This window comes from Streptomyces sp. NPDC001220 (genome assembly GCF_053597895.1).
In genome coordinates this window covers 49,146-66,758 of record NZ_JBSFJE010000002.1, presented here as the reverse complement: position 1 = coordinate 66,758, position 17,613 = coordinate 49,146, and the positions used below count along the sequence as shown (strand labels likewise).

Annotated in this window: 12 protein-coding genes and 1 pseudogene; 10 read left to right on the top strand and 3 right to left on the bottom strand. The window is 70.0% G+C overall.

The annotated features are described in order from the left end of the window. Positions 1-91: 91 nt before the first annotated feature. From ACWDGI_RS04900 to ACWDGI_RS04880, 5 genes and pseudogenes are all read left to right on the top strand, one after another. Positions 92-1,315, top strand: coding sequence for an ROK family protein (locus ACWDGI_RS04900; protein ID WP_450755426.1), 1,224 nt, complete (start codon positions 92-94; stop codon positions 1,313-1,315). A 463-nt stretch (positions 1,316-1,778) separates the two neighbouring features. Next, positions 1,779-4,499 (top strand): pyruvate, phosphate dikinase, encoded by a 2,721-nt coding sequence (gene ppdK / locus ACWDGI_RS04895; RefSeq protein WP_450755424.1) that lies wholly within the window; start codon positions 1,779-1,781, stop codon positions 4,497-4,499. 298 nt (positions 4,500-4,797) lie between these two features. After that, positions 4,798-6,168, top strand: a complete 1,371-nt coding sequence (locus tag ACWDGI_RS04890) for a hypothetical protein (protein WP_450755422.1) — start codon at positions 4,798-4,800, stop codon at positions 6,166-6,168. Next, a complete protein-coding gene (locus ACWDGI_RS04885; protein ID WP_450755420.1) occupies positions 6,161-6,757 on the top strand; it encodes a hypothetical protein in 597 nt (198 codons plus the stop codon). Before ACWDGI_RS04890 ends, ACWDGI_RS04885 begins: the two co-directional genes overlap by 8 nt. Positions 6,758-7,216: 459 nt before the next feature. Continuing rightward, a pseudogene (locus ACWDGI_RS04880) lies at positions 7,217-7,315 on the top strand (IS5 family transposase); the annotation flags it as partial. Positions 7,316-7,568: 253 nt separating this feature from the next. Here ACWDGI_RS04880 and ACWDGI_RS04875 read toward each other — a convergent pair. Continuing rightward, positions 7,569-8,237 carry an HAD family hydrolase gene (locus ACWDGI_RS04875; RefSeq protein ID WP_450755418.1) on the bottom strand — a complete coding sequence of 223 codons (669 nt, stop codon included), beginning with the start codon at positions 8,235-8,237 and terminating at the stop codon, positions 7,569-7,571. A gap of 80 nt (positions 8,238-8,317) precedes the next feature. Between ACWDGI_RS04875 and ACWDGI_RS04870 the strand changes: the two genes are divergently transcribed. The 3 genes from ACWDGI_RS04870 to ACWDGI_RS04860 all read left to right on the top strand — a co-directional run bounded on the left by ACWDGI_RS04870 (position 8,318) and on the right by ACWDGI_RS04860 (position 10,226). Further along, positions 8,318-9,520, top strand: coding sequence for a helix-turn-helix domain-containing protein (locus ACWDGI_RS04870; RefSeq protein WP_450755416.1), 1,203 nt, complete (start codon positions 8,318-8,320; stop codon positions 9,518-9,520). A gap of 179 nt (positions 9,521-9,699) precedes the next feature. Then, positions 9,700-10,014: a DUF6415 family natural product biosynthesis protein gene (locus ACWDGI_RS04865; RefSeq protein WP_450755414.1), complete on the top strand. Its 315-nt coding sequence runs from the start codon at positions 9,700-9,702 to the stop codon at positions 10,012-10,014. Further along, positions 10,011-10,226, top strand: coding sequence for a hypothetical protein (locus tag ACWDGI_RS04860; RefSeq protein WP_450755412.1), 216 nt, complete (start codon positions 10,011-10,013; stop codon positions 10,224-10,226). The genes ACWDGI_RS04865 and ACWDGI_RS04860 overlap by 4 nt, the downstream gene beginning before the upstream one ends. A gap of 386 nt (positions 10,227-10,612) precedes the next feature. On the opposite strand, the gene ACWDGI_RS04855 is transcribed toward ACWDGI_RS04860, so the two are convergent. After that, positions 10,613-11,599, bottom strand: a complete 987-nt coding sequence (locus ACWDGI_RS04855) for a TrmB family transcriptional regulator (protein WP_450755410.1) — start codon at positions 11,597-11,599, stop codon at positions 10,613-10,615. Positions 11,600-11,801: 202 nt separating this feature from the next. On the opposite strand from ACWDGI_RS04855, the gene ACWDGI_RS04850 reads away from it, so the two are divergent. Continuing rightward, positions 11,802-16,040, top strand: coding sequence for a S8 family serine peptidase (locus ACWDGI_RS04850; RefSeq protein ID WP_450755408.1), 4,239 nt, complete (start codon positions 11,802-11,804; stop codon positions 16,038-16,040). An 89-nt stretch (positions 16,041-16,129) separates the two neighbouring features. Here the strand turns inward: ACWDGI_RS04850 and ACWDGI_RS04845 are convergent, their stop codons facing one another. After that, entirely contained in the window at positions 16,130-16,840 is a 711-nt protein-coding gene (locus tag ACWDGI_RS04845) for a rhomboid family intramembrane serine protease (protein WP_450755406.1), read from the bottom strand. Between the two features lie 305 nt (positions 16,841-17,145). Here ACWDGI_RS04845 and ACWDGI_RS04840 point away from each other — a divergent pair, with 305 nt between their 5' ends. Continuing rightward, complete coding sequence (locus tag ACWDGI_RS04840) at positions 17,146-17,604, top strand: hypothetical protein (RefSeq protein WP_450755404.1); 459 nt, start codon at positions 17,146-17,148, stop codon at positions 17,602-17,604. Positions 17,605-17,613 lie beyond the last annotated feature (9 nt).

Here is a 17,613-nt window from a genome sequence, read left to right as displayed (position 1 = left end):
CGGGTTCGGCAGTGGCTACCGTAGGGTTACGTCTATTTAACACGCAAAACTCAATATGTAATGCAAGCTTGAGAAACACAAGGGGGTGCGCATGACCGGACGTTCCGGCAGGACGGGCAAGGGCGGCGGACAGGCCAGCTCGGGCGAACTGCTGGAGCTGGTGCGCAGCGGGCGGGCCGTGACGCGCGGCGCCCTCCAGCAGGCCACCGGACTCTCCCGCGCGACCGTCGGCCTGCGCCTGGACCGGCTGTTCCGTGCCGGCTGGCTGCGCGAGGGCGCCGGCGGCCCGGTGGACTCCCCGCTCGGCGGCCGTCCCGCCATCACCCTCGAGTTCGACGACTCGCACGCCGTGGTCCTCGCCGCCGACCTGGAGACCCGCCATGCCAGGGCCGCCGTCCTCTCCCTGACCGGCGAGATCCTGGCCGAACACTCCGGCACGCTGGTCATCCAGGACGGACCGGACGCCGTGCTCACCGAACTCGGCCGCTGGTTCGCCGAGTTGCTGGAGAAGGCCGGCCACCTGGCGACGGAGGTGTGCGGGATCGGCCTCGCGGTACCGGGTCCCGTGGACACCGAGACCGGCCGGGTCGTCCAGCCGCCGATCATGCCCGGCTGGGACGGCTACGACATACGCGGCCGTATGGCCAGGGCGTTCAGCGAGCACACGGGCGCGCCGCCGGGGGTCCCGGTCCTGGTGGACAACGACGCGAACCTGATGGCGTACGGCGAACAGCGCACGACCTGCCCGGACTGCTCGGCGTTCGTGCTGGTGAAGGTCTCGACGGGTATCGGCGCCGGGGTGGTGGTCGACGGCTCGATCTACCGGGGCATCGACGGCGGTGCCGGGGACATCGGCCACATCCGGGTGGGCGCCGAGGCGCAGTGCCGCTGTGGTTCGTACGGCTGTCTCGCCGCCGTCGCGAGCGGTGGCGCGGTGGCCCGGCGGCTGGTGGAGGCCGGGGTTCCGGCGGCCTCCGGCTCAGATGTGCGCGATCTGCTGGCCTCGGGTCATCCGGAGGCGGCGGCACTGGCCAGGGAGGCCGGGCGCCGGGTCGGGGACGTACTGGCGACGGTCGTGACCCTGCTGAACCCGGGCGTGCTGATGATCGCGGGGGATCTGGCGGGCACCTCGTTCCTCACCGGTGTGCGGGAGTTGCTGTACCAGCGGGCGCTGCCCCGTTCCACCGCCCACCTGGACGTCGTCACCTCACGGCTGGGGGACCGGGCCGGGGTGATCGGCGCCGGGGCACTGGTCGTGGAGCACCTGTACGCGCCGGAGCGGGTCGAGGAGCGGTTGCTGGCGCTCGGAATGTGAGGCGGCCGCCGCTGTCGCTGTCCGTGCCGAGACGGCCCGGATGACGCGGTTGTTTCCGTCCGTTTTCCGCGTCCGTTCCATGTCCGCATGGTGAAATCCCGGCGTCTGTGGCAGCGTGATTCTCGCCACCCTTGATAAGGGTTGCGCTCAGATGAGCGGATCATGGGCGACTGCACTTCTCCAAGGGGTGGCACTCGGTGCCACCCCTTGATCGTTCATCGATCGAAATCAGACGTGCAGTCACTCCGCTCATCTGAGCGAAATAGTGCGTCCCTGAGTGGTCTTGCGTTCAAGAAGTGAAAACATCCGCCCGTCTCCGCTTGCCAAGCTTTGACTTTCGATCCGGTGGCGGACGATCGGTTACGGGCGCATGACACGCGAGTAGACGTACCCAGGCGCCTTCGATCTGGGTATGTTCCTCGCCGTCAGGGCAGCCACCGCGTCCTTCAGGGAGTCGAGACCCGTGTCGGAAAACAAAGAACCCCACGTAGCGAAGTTCGTTTACGACTTCACCGAGGGAAACAAGGACCTCAAGGACCTCCTGGGTGGCAAGGGCGCGAACCTCGCCGAGATGACCAACCTCGGGCTCCCCGTCCCCCCGGGCTTCACGATCACGACGGAAGCCTGCAAGGTCTACCTCGACAGCGGCGAGGAACCGGTGGCACTGCGTGACGAGGTGAGTGCGCACCTCGACGCGCTGGAGCAGCGGATGGGCAAGAAGCTCGGCCAGGCCGACAACCCGCTCCTGGTCTCGGTCCGCTCCGGCGCGAAGTTCTCCATGCCCGGCATGATGGACACGGTCCTGAACATCGGCCTCTCCGACAAGTCCGTCCAGGGCCTGGCCAAGCAGGCCGGCGACGACCGCTTCGCGTGGGACTCCTACCGCCGCCTCATCCAGATGTTCGGCAAGACGGTCCTCGGCGTCGACGGCGACCTCTTCGAGGAGGCCCTCGACGCGGCGAAGGACGCCAAGAAGGTCACCGTCGACACGGAGCTGGAGGCGGCCGACCTCAAGAAGCTCGTCACCAAGTTCAAGAAGATCGTCAAGGCGGAGGCCGGCCGGGACTTCCCGCAGGACCCGCGCGAGCAGATGGACCTCGCGATCCGCGCGGTCTTCGACTCCTGGAACACCGACCGCGCCAAGCTCTACCGCCGTCAGGAGCGCATCCCCGGCGACCTCGGCACCGCGGTCAACGTCTGCTCGATGGTCTTCGGCAACCTCGGCCCGGACTCCGGCACCGGCGTCGCCTTCACCCGCGACCCCGCCTCGGGCCACCAGGGCGTCTACGGCGACTACCTCCAGAACGCCCAGGGCGAGGACGTGGTCGCGGGCATCCGCAACACGGTCCCCCTGGCCGAGCTGGAGTCCATCGACAAGAAGTCGTACGACCAGCTGATGCAGATCATGGAGACGCTGGAGAACCACTACAAGGACCTCTGCGACATCGAGTTCACCATCGAGCGCGGTCAGCTGTGGATGCTCCAGACGCGCGTCGGCAAGCGCACCGCCGGCGCCGCCTTCCGGATCGCGACCCAGCTCGTCGACCAGGGCCTGATCGACGAGACGGAGGCGCTCCAGCGCGTCAACGGCGCCCAGCTCGCGCAGCTGATGTTCCCCCGCTTCGACGAGCAGGCCAAGGCGCAGCAGGTCGGCCGGGGCATCGCGGCGTCGCCGGGCGCGGCGGTCGGCAAGGCGGTCTTCGACTCGTACACGGCGGTCAAGTGGTCCCGCTCCGGTGAGAAGGTCATCCTGGTCCGCCGCGAGACCAACCCCGACGACCTCGACGGCATGATCGCGGCGGAGGGCATCCTGACCTCCCGGGGCGGCAAGACCTCCCACGCGGCCGTGGTGGCCCGGGGCATGGGCAAGACATGTGTGTGCGGCGCGGAGGAGCTGGAGGTCGACACCAAGCGCCGGCGGATGACGGTCCCCGGCGGCCACGTGGTCGAGGAGGGCGACGTCATCTCCATCGACGGCTCCTCCGGCAAGGTCTACCTGGGCGAGGTCCCGGTCGTGCCCTCCCCGGTCGTCGAGTACTTCGAGGGCCGCATGCACGCGGGCGCCCACGACGCCGGCGAACTGGTCGAGGCGGTCCACCGCATCATGGCGTTCGCGGACCGCAAGCGCCGGCTGCGGGTGCGCGCCAACGCCGACAACGCCGAGGACGCGCTGCGGGCCCGCCGCTTCGGCGCCCAGGGCATCGGCCTGTGCCGCACCGAGCACATGTTCCTCGGCGACCGCCGTGAGCTGGTGGAACGCCTGATCCTGGCGGACACCGAGGAGGACCGCGAGGAGGCGCTGAGCGCCCTGCTCCCGCTCCAGAAGAAGGACTTCGTCGAACTCCTCTCGGCGATGGACGGCCTCCCGGTGACGGTCCGTCTCCTGGACCCGCCGCTGCACGAGTTCCTCCCGGACATCACGGAACTCTCGGTCCGGGTGGCCCTCGCCGAGTCCCGCCAGGAGCCGCACGAGAACGAACTCCGCCTCCTCCAGGCGGTCCACCGCCTGCACGAGCAGAACCCGATGCTCGGCCTGCGCGGCGTACGCCTGGGCCTGGTCATCCCCGGCCTGTTCACGATGCAGGTCCGCGCCATCGCCGAGGCGGCCGCGGAACGCAAGAACGCCAAGGGCGACCCCCGTGCGGAGATCATGATCCCGCTGGTCGGCACGGTCCAGGAGCTGGAGATCGTCCGCGAGGAGGCCGACCAGGTCATCGCGGAGGTGGAAGCGGCGACGGGCACCAGCCTCAAGCTCTCGATCGGCACGATGATCGAGCTCCCGCGCGCCGCCCTGACGGCGGGCCAGATCGCGGAGGCCGCGGAGTTCTTCTCCTTCGGCACCAACGACCTGACGCAGACGGTCTGGGGCTTCAGCCGGGACGACGTGGAGGCGAGCTTCTTCACCGCCTACCTGGAGAAGGGCATCTTCGGCGTCTCCCCCTTCGAGACGATCGACCGGGACGGCGTCGGCTCCCTGGTGGCGGCGGCGGCCCAGGCCGGCCGCGCGACCCGCCCGGACCTGAAACTGGGCGTCTGCGGCGAGCACGGCGGTGACCCGGAGTCCGTCCACTTCTTCCACGAGGTGGGCCTGGACTACGTCTCCTGCTCCCCGTTCCGGATCCCGGTGGCCCGCCTGGAGGCGGGCCGGGCGGCGACGCAGTCGGAGGGCAGCGACCACCGCTGAGGCCGGCACCGGCCTCCTGCGAACCCCGGGTCCGCCGTCCGTCCCCGACCCTCAAGACCGATGGACGGCGGCCCCGGCACGCAAGAGAGGGGCGGCACCCTGTGCGGGGGTGCCGCCCCTTTGTGCGTCAACTGCGGGGACTGCCAAGCTACGTCGCTGGCCAGGCCAAATGGCGTTGGCCGGCGTTGGGTGCCGTTGAACTCGGCTGAGGCCGTTGTGCCCTCCGTGTGCCCTCTGGGTGCCGCTGGTTGCGATCACGGTTACTCTCACGGTGAGGAGGCGCCAGAACGGGGAGCGGATGGTGCACGAACCGGAGCAATACCCACCGCGAGCACGGCAGCAGAACATTGTCCTCCTGGACGCCATGTTCCAGGCTCACGACCAGGCGTCCTTCGACGCGGCCGGTGGCCAGGTCGTGGAGCGGTTCCATCGCAGCGTGCTGTCGGAGTTCGACTGGATCACGCAGCGGACACCCGTGGACCAGCGGGATACGATCCTCACGCTTGGCGACCACCTAGACGCCCTGGTCGCGGAGCACCATCGCGCGACGCCCAGGACAGCCGACCGGCTCGCGACCATCGTTGAAGCGCTGACGCAGACCGTCCGGTTGGCTCGCGATGCAGTCACCCTCCTGCGCTTCGTCGGCATGCACCTGACCGACGCCCTGCTCGTGCTGCTCGACGACCCGACCACCCGGCGAGCCGCTCGGCGTTTCGCGCAGCGCTGGCGTGCGCTCGGCGGGGAGGCGTATCTACTTGAGATCCGGCGCCCGCTGGCAGAGGAGAGCCCGCCCGGCGACGACTGGACCGGTGGGCTGACCCAGGTCCGGAACCTGGCCCTCAACGAAGAGCTCGAGCCACTGGTGCGGCTCACGGACCACGCGTTGGCGCTGCTCGCGTCGCGAGATCTCAACGCATTGGACGAGTACGAGGGTGACTGGGTGACGGGGGTCGGTCCCTGTGCCAGGTGCGCCATGAGTTTCGCGTCGCGAGTCGTGGCCTGCGTCGACGAGTCCTGCGACTTCGTTGGCAACTTCGGCGCCAAGATGGTATTCGTGCGTGCGGGGCTGAACACGGCGTCCTGCCTCTTCTGTGGCCATCGCGCGAGCCTGGATTCACCGGCGCTGTTCTATTCACCGTCGAGGACCCAGGTCGTCTACTTTGTGCCGAGGCGGGGCGCCATGACCGAAGACGACGCGCTCGCCACTTTCGGGCCGCTCGTCACGACGTCGCGGGAGGGCTACCTCGCTCGGCTGTCGGCCGAGGACGCCAAGCGGTTCGAGGCGGCCGGCGAGCTGATCGCGTGGAGTTGGTCGGAGTTCCTCTATGCCATCCACTTCGGCGAGACCATCGCCGAAGACCACGTGTTCAACCTTGTCCGGTTCAACGCTACGGGCGGCGGACTCCTCATCGACACCGCCAAGGGGTTTATGCGTGAGCTCGGACCGGAAGAGGTAGTCGCCTATCAGACCCTGCCGCACGTGGAAACGGGGCCCTTACTGGCCGAGGGGCTGCGGCAGAGCATGGAGTGGCTGAACGGCCCTGATGCCGTGTCGACTGACAGCATGGACGTCGACGTCCACAGAGCCATGGTCCGGATCCTGCTGGAGTACAGCGAAGCCCTGGGCGGCGAGAACGAAATCGGACAGAGGATGATCGTCCGTGGCTGACGTGCTCGACTTCCTTACGAGCAAGACGGGTGTCGTCCCTGCGCTGGTCGTCCTCGTCGGACTCGTGGCGGCCGTCGTGGGCGCCGTCCGACCCTCCCTGACTGATCGCCGGACCCGCCGCGAGTCGCGGGCTGCGCTCGTGTTCTCCGAGCCGTGGCTCACCGACGTGGCGACGTGGTCGCGATCCTGCGAGCTCCGGTTCATGGTTTCCAACAGTGGCAAGAACACGGTCATTCTCCGGGCTATCCGGCTTGTGGTGCTCAACTGTGAACCGAGCCGGACGCTGCGGCAGACCGAGCCGGCCGCGCCGGTAGTCGTGCACAAGTATCGCGTCGAGCTGCGCCCTGACCGGGACGAGTACGACATCCGCTCCCGCATGTTCGGCCTCTCCGCACAACCGCTGTCCTACGCTCAGGGGGAGACCGAGGCGTTCGTCGTCAAGCTGGTGTCGAGGGAGCCCTACCGGTACGAGCTCCGCCTCGACTTGGAGTGGTTCGACGCCACGACGCCGGCGCGGACTCAAACAGCGTCGTCCGATCCCCTGACCGTGGACTTTCCTGCGGATGAACGAGATCGGACCGCCAACTAGTACTGCAGCCGCGGACTCTGGACGGTTGTGTACAGCGATGAACGAGACGTAAGCGTGCTCGTCTGGAGGCTGCTCAGCAATGCTGCGGGCTCGATCGGTTCGCGGCGAGTTGGTGTGTGGTTCGAGAGGGCGACGCGGATGTGCCCGAGGGCGTGACAGTCTTTCGCGCCCTCGTGCGTGCCTGTTGGCTCATCGCCACTCACACCTGGCCGGCCTCGCTCACGCCCAGGAGAGGGGGGTGCTGTCTTCGATACTGGAACTGGCGCTGCCCCGTCTTATGTAATCGCCTGTGTGACACCTATCGGGCTTCGGCTCAGCAGCACGAACATCACACCCCATGAGGCAACGTCTAAGTGATCGTTTGATTCTCATATCGGGCGGATTAGGGTGATCTCTGGACGCCGGACGCGGACATGAACCCAAGCGATCCGCCCGAAAGATGGCTTCTATGACATTCCCCACCCACACCGATCAGCCGCCATGACCCAACTCGCCGCTATCAACCTCATGACCCGCCGACTCACCCACGAAGCCACCACCAACTGGCACGACACCTAAGCCAAATGAAACAGACAACCGAGAATCAAACGCTCACTAAGCGCAGCAAGGCTCGTTGGGTTTCGGTGCGGCCGTCGTGGAGCGAGGCCCAGACCTCGTCCGAGGCGCCCGGGTCGAGTGCCCGTGAGATCGTGCGCAGTGCGATGGCGAGCCATCTCGCCATGACCGCCTGCTACCGACGGCTGTAGCCACACTGCGGCCCCGCTCTCCTTCGGGGAATTCCAGGGGCCGCTTCCCACATGTCCGTGGCTGGTCACGCCCCAATGGCCTCCAGCGCATGGGCGGTGTCCGACAGATCGTCCAGTACGGTGCTGGCGCCTGCGGCGAGCAGGTCGGCCGCTGGGGTCCGGCCCGTTGCCACGGCGACCACTCGGACGCCGGCCGAGCGTCCGCCGGCGACGTCGGCCAGGGTGTCGCCGAGGAACACTGCGCTGCCGGCTTCCACTCCGGTGCGATCGAGGGCGGTGCGCAGCAGCTCGGGGCGTCCGTCGCCGTCCTCGGCATAGGCGCCGTCGTCCAGGCTGAGGTAGGAGTCGAGGCCGAACACGGCGACCTTTACTTCGGCGGCCGCGCGGACGTTGCCGGTCACGACGGACTGGCGGATGCCACGGTCCGTGAGGGCGGTGAGGATGCTGGCTGCGCCGGGCAGCGCGTGCCCGTACTCGCGCAGTTCGGCTGCCTGCTGGACGTGTTGGGTGCCGAGGGCCTCAGCAAACCGGGTGAACAACTCGTCGCTGTAGGGGATGTCGTGCAGGCGGGCGGTCTCCCGCAGGATCACCCGTTCCGTGGACCCGGTCACGTCGGCCCGCTTCCGCAACGCCACACCTGTCACCTGCTCGAAGGCGGCCGCCCACAGCCGGCCGCCGAGGCCCCCAGTGGCCATCAGCGTATGGTCGATGTCCCACAGCACCAGCTCCGGCACCGACAGCTCCTCTCTGCGAATCCCGCGTCCCTGCCCGTCAGGAACCCTACGCTCGAAGCACATCGGCGAGGAGTGGGCGCATGGTTGCAGCAGACCTCCCCATCGGGGACCGGATCAGGCACTACCGCGGAGGGCGCCGCCAGGACGCAGTGGCCGGCCTCGTCGGGATCGCGCCTGACTACCTGTCCCAGATCGAACGCGGCATCAAGGTCCCCTCCCTGCCGATCCTCTACGCGCTCGCACAGGAGCTGGGGGTACCGGCTGCGGCCCTGCTGTCCGAGCGGGCTCCGGTCGAGGAGGAGACGGCCGATACCGCGGAGGCTGCGGTAGGCCGGGCCCTCCTCGGGTACGGGCCCGCGCGCAGCGCCGAGCCGGTGGCCGCGGCCGTGCTGCGGGACCGGGTGGAGGCGGCGTGGCAGAGCTGGCAGACCACCGGGGACCGGTTCACCCAGGCCGCCGACGTCCTGCCCGTCCTCGTCGCAGATGTCGAGCACGCCGCCCGGGCCACTCGTAGCGGATCGGATGCTGCCGAGCGGCGGGCCGTCCTCCGGGCAGCAGCAGATCTGTACTGCCTGCTCCGCTCGTACCTGCGGCGCACCGGCCGCGTCGACCTTGCCACCCTCGCTGCTGACCGGGCCATGCGCGCCGCCGAGGACGCCGATGACCCGCTCCGCATCGCAGCCGCCCAGTGGAACCTCGGGCACGTACTCCTTGCCGCCGGCCAGCCTGCCGAAGCCGAGGAACTGGCGCTGCGCGCCGCCGAGCAGGTGTCCGCCGCGCAGATCCCGGAGATGGAGAAGGCAGCGATGGGCGGCGCGCTCCAACTCGTCGCGGTCGTCGGGGAAACCCGGCGCCGACGATGGTGGGACGCACGCGAGCGGCTACGGGAGCACGCGGCGCCGGCCGCCCGCAAGGTACCGGACGGCACCAACGTGGCGTGGACGGTGTTCGGGCCCACCAACGTGGCGCTTCACGCCCTGAGTATCGACATGGAGGCCGGTGATACCAGGGAAGCCCTGCACACCGCGGACGCCATCGAGACCAGCCCGCTGCCGTCACTGGAGCGGGAGTTCACGTTCGGCCTGGAAGTCGCCGCCTGCCACAGCCAGCGCCGCGACGACGCTGCCGTTCTGCTGGCGCTGCTGGGGCTGGAGGCCATTGCGGCTGAGGACCTTGCCCGGACACCGCTCGCCCGGCAGTTGGTACTCACCGTCATCCGCCGGGCCCGGGCCATGCACGCCCGCCAGGCGGAACAGCTCGCGGAACGCATCGGGCTCGTCTGACCGAGCGCGTAGGTCACCCGAGCTGACAGTTCGGGTGAGAGTGGTGAGACCTCCCTACGGTCACGTGTATGAGACGGATCACCGTGACCGTAGAGGGGAGACCCATGCCGAGCGACCCTGCGACTAGCGCCGACGCTGGGACGGCAGAGGCGGGCAGCCGCCCCCTGAGCATCCCAGCGATGCGTGCCGGCACCCTGCTTTTGCTCGCCGCCGAGCGGCCCGAGGACCACTTCGAGGGCGCTGAGCTGGAGAGGATCGCGGGCGAGTTCCGTGAGCACATCCGGGCCCTCATCCCCACGGTCCGGGCCAGGGCCTGCGTTCTCCCTCAGACCTTTGCCGACCGCACCGCAGCGCTGGCATGCATCGACGAGGCGCAAGGCCACCTGCACATGGGGGACGGCGACAGCGACGCCGTGCGCGGCGCCGTCGCCGCCCGGCTCGCCCGCTCTGTGAAATCTCTGTGCTGGCACTACGACCGGATGGCCCCGCGATGACGGCCTCGGCTCCCGAGGAGCCCAAGAGCCTGGCCACGCGAGAGGCGGAAGCCGCCAAGTCCGGGGCCCGCGCCGCCGGCTACTGCGCACTGGTCCACCCTGACGGCGGAGCGTCCTGCACCAGGCGGCCGCACGACGACCATCGGCACATGGACTACTACAACGGCCGGAAGAAGCTCGGCGACGCCCACGGCATCGAGTGGGTCGAGTAGGCGTCCGGCCCCGGCGCAGCCGACGTGCCGGGGCCGGAAGAGCGGCCGCACCGACGCCCGGTACCGGGTGGCCGCTCGGTCCGCTGCCGGGTCCTCCCCCGTACCCGGTGGCGGACCGGCGGCAACTGCCGCCAGGCGCGGCCTGAGGTGGCGACGACGATGATCGCGGCCAGGACCGCACGGTCTCACATCGCTGCCGGCCTCCGCCCTGGGCGCGTACCGGCAGCTACGGCGCCACATCCTGGAAGATCTCCCTCAGCCTGTCCGGCACCAGCTGCTCAACTATGTCCATGCCCGGAGACGAGCTACCACCGATCAAGGCGCCGTCTACGCGGGCTGCTTGGGCCCGTGCTTGCCAGGCGAATCGGAATCTGCCGGCGTTCGTTTCACAGCCAGCCGCGTCGGGTGGCGGTGAGGCCCGCCTGGAAGCGGGTGGAGGCGCCGAGCTGGCACATGAGTTGGTGGACGCGACGCTGTGTGGTCCGCTCGCTCCAGCCCTGGGCACGTGCGATGGCCGTGTCGCTGAGGCCGGAGGCGAGCAGGGCGAGCAGGGAACGGGTCTCCTCGGTGGGCTCCGCGTCCTCGGATTCGGCCGTGGTGGTGGCGTCGCCGGGTGGCACGGGGGCGTCCGACAGCGGCATCGCGCGCTCCCACTGCGCCTCGAAGAGCGACTCCAGGGCTACCAGCACGGGCGAGCGGTGGACCAGGTAGGCGACCGACTGGCCCCCGGGTCCGAGGCTGAAGGGGAGGACGGCCGCCCGGTCGTCGCTGATGACGAGCTTGAGGGGCAGCTCGGCGTGGACCCGTGCCTGCTCGCCCGCCTTCATGCTGGGCACGATGTCGTTGTTCAGCCTGCCGGGCCAGGCCACCGCTTCGCGGTCGTAGATCACCCGGTGGATCACACCGCGCCGTTGCTGCTGGAGCTGGCGGTCGAGGTTGCTGCCGGGGCCGTCGACATAGGGCGGGCGGTCGAACGCACGCACCTGGTGGCGGGCGTCGACAGTCAGCCGGTGCACGGCGGCGCTGATGTGCTCACGGCTGGTGAGCAGTTCGACGGCCATGTCGGGATGGCTTATCCGGGCCGCCTCCCGGTGAGTCTCGGCCAACCGCTGTACCAGGGCCCGTGCTTCCTTGAGCTGGTGCTCGCGCCGGTCGATCAGCGCGGTGACGGCGACATCCGGGGGAGTGGCGGTGAACCGTGGCGGGCGTCCGGTGTCCTGCACGGCGAGCCCGCCCTTGACGAGTTTGGACAGCAGCCTTCCCACGGTGGTCGCGGGCATGCCGCAGACGTCGGCCAACTCCGAAGAGGTGCAGCGGGGCTGCCGGACCAGTGCCACGTAGACGTGTTCTGTTTCCTCCGCAAGCCCGAGCACGTCAAATTCCATACCGTCCGCCGATTTCCGTGGCGGCTTCCGCCACCTGGCAGGGATCCGCCAGCCTCGTAACCTTGTCTTCCGTCAGTCGCGGTTGACATCTTTCACGCTGAAGTCGGCGCTGCCCTGTGCATGTTCGAGGGGGCAGAGCCTTCCGGTGTGGATCCGTGCTCGCGGATTCGCTCCCTGAGAAAGGTGTCCCATGACGTATGCCCACACGCGCGGCAGACGGCTTGGTGCCGTCGGTGTCGCGCTCGTGGCCATCACCGCGGCCGTAACGATACCCGCGGCCGCGCTTCCCTCGAGCTTCTCCGGGTCCGGCTCCGCGGCCACCGATTCCGGCCGGTCGCCGGCCGTCAAGGCCCCGCTCGGCAGCGGCTCATCAGCGGCACAGCCCGGTGCGGGGGCCGCGCTGCCCTCCCCGCCCGGATCCTCGGCGCTCGGTCCGTGGCGCTCGTTCCTGAAGCCCACGCCCGCGCGGTCGGCGCAGAACGGCCCTCACCAGGTCCTTGTGGTGCTCGGCTCGGCCACCGAGGTGACGGGCACGTCGCTGGGCAAGCAGCGCAGTCTGCGGGTCCGTACCCCGCTGACCTCGGACACCGCGGTCAACACCGCGCTCCGGCGGGCCCACGCGGTCTCCCTGCGGCCCCTGGTGCCGGAACTGTCGGCCACCCAGGCCCAGCAGTTGCGCTCGGCCGCCCGGGCGAAGCTGGGCTCCGGGGCGATCGACCTGTCCAAGGTCCAGGTCGTCCAGCTCGCCGGTGGCGACACCTCGGCGGCTGCCCGGGCGCTGGCCGCCACCCCCGGCGTCGTCTACGCGGAGCCCGACCAGACCGTCTCCCCCATGAACACCGGCCCCCTGCCGCTGCCGTCCTCGGTGAGCGCCGCGGCGGGGAAGGCCGGCTCGTCGGAGACAGGGCCGCAAGGCGGTGCGACCGGCTCCGACGGCGTGCCCGGCAACGCGGCCCTCGGCACCTCGGCGCAGAGCTTCCTCAACGCCGGCGGCGTCGACGCGACGGGCGCCTTCAGTGTGCTGAAGCAGAAGTTCGGCCAGCTGCCGGGCACCGGTGAGACCATCACCAACGTCTCGGTCGGCGACCTCACCGACGCGGGGACGCCCGGCCTCGCCCCGAGCGGGCCGACGACCGTCGTCCGCAACGGCCGGCGGTACCTGGACATCCCCACGATGCCCTTGATCCCCACCTACACCGCGGATCCGACCGGCGCGCTCGACCCGGCCGGATCCACCCAGGGGCAGGACCCCGCACTGGGCGAGGTGCTGCTGGACTTCTCCGTGATGGCGCCGCTTCCGCACGAGCTGCAGCGGCCGGGCATGCAGGGCAGCGGGTCCTCCGACCTGCTGGGCATCGCCCCGGGCGCCGACTACCGGCTCGTCGTCCCACAGCAGCCGACGTTCAGCCAGATCGCGGTGGCGCTGCTGGCCGCGGCCCGGCAGCAGCCGCGACCCGACGTCATCACCGCCAGCCTCGGCTACGGCACCGACGCCCAGGGGTTCCCCGGCCGCTACCTGGAGGACGACCCGGTCCAGCAGGCCGTCATCGCGTCGATCGTGCAGCAGTACGGCATCACCGTGGTGGTCTCGTCGAACGACGGGACCCGGCTGTTCACCAACGCGGCCGTAGGGCCCGACGGCGGCAGCACCGCGACCGACGTCACGCGCAAGGCCGCCGGCACCACCGGGATCGACGACGACCAGCTGTCGTCCACGCCGAGCCGGGTGCTGGACTCCGGCGCGATCGCCGCGGGCGGCACCACGACCGACGACACGCTGTCCGTCCCTCCGCAGAACGGCGGCGCCGCGTCGGCCAACGGCACCTGGGCGACCACCAGGCTCAACGGTTCCGAGGTCTTCTCCTCGGGATTCGGCACGCGCGTGAACGTCTCGGCACCCAGCGACGGCATCCCCGCCTTCGAACACCAGGGCCAGACCGCGCAGTCGGTCACGGAGGTCCTCAACGGCGGCACTTCGGCGTCCGCGCCCGAGATCGCGGCCGCCGCCGCGGTCGTCCTGCAGGCCTCCCGGCTGACCGGACAGCACCCGTCACCCGACGACGTCCGTTCGCTGCTGGAGCACACCGGCCGGGCCGTGCCCACCCCGCCGCAGATCGACCAGCCGCTGCACGTGGGCCCGCAACTCGACGTCACCGCCGCGCTGCAAGCGGCCCTGGCCAAGGCACACGGCGGCCATGCCCGCACCGGCACGCCCCGCATCGTCCGGCTCTCCGTGGCGCATCGCCGGACCACGGGTGGACTCGGCGGCGCGTACACCGAGGGCACCGACCCCGGCCACATCGACCTGGCCGGACCGGGCACGGGCGCCGGCGCCACCGGGGAGGGCCTGGTGGGACCGGTGACCATCGGCGCCGACGTGACCGGCCTGCCCGACCGGCAGGGCGTCGGCTACGCGCTGCGCATCGGGAAGCACGAGTTCACCTCCGACGTACCGGCGATCCGGCTGACCCCCACGCAGATGCTGACCGCGGCCGGACTGCCGGTCGTCTCCACGACGGACCGCCAGGTCGCGCTCACCTTCGAGGTGCGCCACGGCCACCACGTGCTGGCCTCGGCCACCCACGAGCTGACCTTCGGCCCCACCGACGGCGGCTACGCCGAGTCGCTCGCCCCGGTGGTCCGGCCCGTCGCCGGCGCGGGACACTCCGTACGGGTGCGCTACGACCTCACCGGAGTGCGCAACGTCAGCTCGCCGAAGCTGGTCGTGTCGGGAGTCGGCCACTGGAACCCCGCGGCGGCGCCCATCTTCTCCGCCTCCTACACCGCCCCGCTGACGGCACTGCGCGGCACGGTCACCGTCCCGGCCAAGGCCTTCTCCGCCGGCGGCGGCATCTACGGGATCGGTATCCTCCAGAACCCCACGGCCGGCGCCAAGGGCGGCCCGGCGTACGGCGAGTTCGCCTCGATCCGGATCGACGGCGGTGACCCCTCGCAACGTCCGGCAGCGCCGACCCTGGCCGCGAAGACATCCGGAGACTCCGGTCACCTGCTGGAGATCGACCGGACCGCACCACGGTTCTCGGTGCACTACGACGTATCGGGCGTCAAGGGCGCCACCGGCACACTGCTGGAGTTCTCCGCGCCCGGACCGAACATGTACAACTCGTACAACCTGGTCAGCAACCAGAACGGCACCACCCGCGACCGCAACGGGGTGGACAACCCGGCCACCTTCGACCGCTCGCTGAAGGGCACGCGGGGCACGGCGGCACTCGACGCCCTCGCGCTCAAGCTGCCCTCGTCGATCGCCTACGACCTGCGCGTGTTCGCCGTCGACCGGCACGGCAGGATCGTCGGGCAGGCCTCGCCGACGTCGCTGCTGGCATACGACGACGGACCGGCACCCGAGGGCACCAACCTGACCGACTTCGCGATCGTCCCCGGCGGCACGTCCGTCGCGGCGGTCGAAAGCCCCACCGGTGAGGGCTCGGTGTACGACTACGACGCCGCCACCGGAACCTACGGGCGCAAGTTGACGAGCGACCCCGCGTACGGCTCCATTTACGAGGTGTTCGGCGTCGACTCCGGCCACCACGCGCTGGTCCTGCACAAGCAGACCACGACCGGTGAGCAGTGGCTCGAGACCTACGACACGAGCAGCGGCGACGCGGTCGGCAGCCCCGTCCGGATCGACGACCAGTACGTCGTGACGGGCGGGCGGGTGGACGCCGAGCGGCACCGTGCGGCGGTGCTCGCCTACCGTTCGGGCGACCGTGCGGGCTTCGTCCTGCCCGTGGACACGGCGACCGGCACTCAGGGGACACCGCTCCAGCTCGAGCCCACCCCGAACGGCAGAACCTCGTACGGCCTGCTGGACGTGGACGAGTCGACCGGCGTCTTCACCGCGCAGAAGTCCGGGTCCACCATCAACTGCCTGGCCTCGGCCGGATCCGGCACCACGGCCACGATCGACCTGGACAGCGCGACGGTCACCAACAGCCAGGGGGGAACCCCGTGCGCCACGGACCTCGCCTCCGACCAGAAGGGCAACCTCTACGAGACCTGGTACCACTCGCTCAGCGTCAACTTCGCCGGCACCGGGTACTTCGCGCAGTTGCCCGCCGGGGCCCAGGTGAGTCTCGGCATGGCGCAAGCGCCCCTCGCGCTCGCCGTCGACGGTGAGCACCACCTGGCGCTGTTCGCCTTCCGGCTGCCGGACCTGAAGCCGACGGGCGGCTTTCAGCAGTACGGCTTCGGCGACAACAACGCCACCGGCCGCATCGCCGTCGTCGACCTGAAGACGGGCCGGACGGTGCGCACCGTGACCGGCGTCGAGTACCCGCTGTTCGGGTCCTACAACGGCCGGCTCGAAACCCACCGCGAGCGCGTCATGCAGCTCGACCCGGCAACCCGGACCGGCTGGACGTACGCAGGCGACGGCAGCCAGATCCAGCAGTTCTCCTACTGACCCGACCCGCTGCTCGACCACCCGGGTCCGCGGACGCCACGGCGCCCGCGGACCCGCGGTGTTTGCGCAGGACCGGGGATGACGTGTCGTCAGAGCAGACCGAGGTCGCCGAGTTCCTTGTACAGGTCGGAGCGCGGCTGCGCGGCGTCGCCGGTCACCGCCCGGGGGGTTCCCTCTCCGGTGCCGGCCCGCGGGCGCCGGTCGCGGAAGAGCCAGGCGCCCAGCAGGCCCCCGAGCAGCCCGCCGAGGTGTCCGAGCCAGCTCACCCCCGGCGTGCCGGGCACGGCCACGGTGAGGAGGTACGCGAAGGAGGCGCCCATGACGATCCCGATCAGTGTGTCGATCAGGTGCCGGTCGAAGAGTCCGCGGACGACGACGTAACCGAAGTACCCGAAGATCAGGCCGCTGGCGCCGACCGTCGCCACGTCGCCCTTCTCGAAGAACCAGACCACGACACCGCTGCTCACCGCGATCAGCAGGGTCAGCGCGAGGAACCGCAGCACTCCGCGGTAGGCGGCGAGGAAGCCGAACACGAACAGCGGGCCGGAGTTGCTCTCGATGTGCGCCCAGCTCCAGTGCAGCAGCGGCGCGACCAGAACGTCGGGCAGCGTGCCGACGTCGCCGGAGACCACGGCGTAGTCCCGGGAGAGGGCGTAGTGGTCGGCGAAGTTGGCGAGTTGCACCAGCCAGACGACGGCGAGCAGCGCGAACATCACGAAGAACGCCTTCCGCGCCTCCGCGATCATCTCGTCGGGACTCATCGGCGCCGGATCGGCCCGGTTTCTGTTCGCCGCACCCATGGCAGGCTCCCCCTCCAACGACTCAGCGTCCCCACCACGCCGCACTCTACGACAGCCCACCCCACGGCCGCCGCGCCCCGGGGCGCCGGGGAACGACCGCCGGTCCGCCGTCGACCGGCCGCGGAACACCCGGTGCGGCGCGTACGGGATCTCCCGGTGAACAACAGGCGTACAGCGCGCCGCGAGTTCGCAGGCGCTGCCTGCCACCAGCACCTGACCTGCTATTTTACGCGCGACACGGTAACGGGCCACGGGCCCATGGACGTCGGGTGGTACGCATGAACCGAGCAGGGATAGCCGTTCCAGTGGTCCTGCTTGCGTTGGCCGGCTGCACCCATACGACGTCGACCGACGGGCGGGCGCCCGCGAGTGGGACGCCGGCCGGGACGGCCTCGTCCAGCGTGCCCTCCGTCACCGCTTCGGCCACCGGGGACCCTCGCGTTCCGCCCCAGCTTTCCGACGCGCAGAAGACGTTCGTCAAAACAGGCGGAAAGACCGGGCCGCACTCGTTTCCGGTGATCCCGGAGATCCGGAAGGGAACCCTGGAGGTCGCGGTGATCTGCTCGGGTTCCGGGACCGTCGACGTCAAAGTCGGCTCTCTCGCGAGCTCCACCTCCGTGTGCGCCGACGGCGACCCTGGCCAGTACAACGAAGTCGTTCTCGATCGTGACTACAAGAACGTAGTCGTGTCGGTCACTTCCAGGACGGCTGGAGCCTGGGGCCTGTCGGTGGGGTGGACCAAGGTCGTCAACCCTCCCTCCTGACACCGGTCG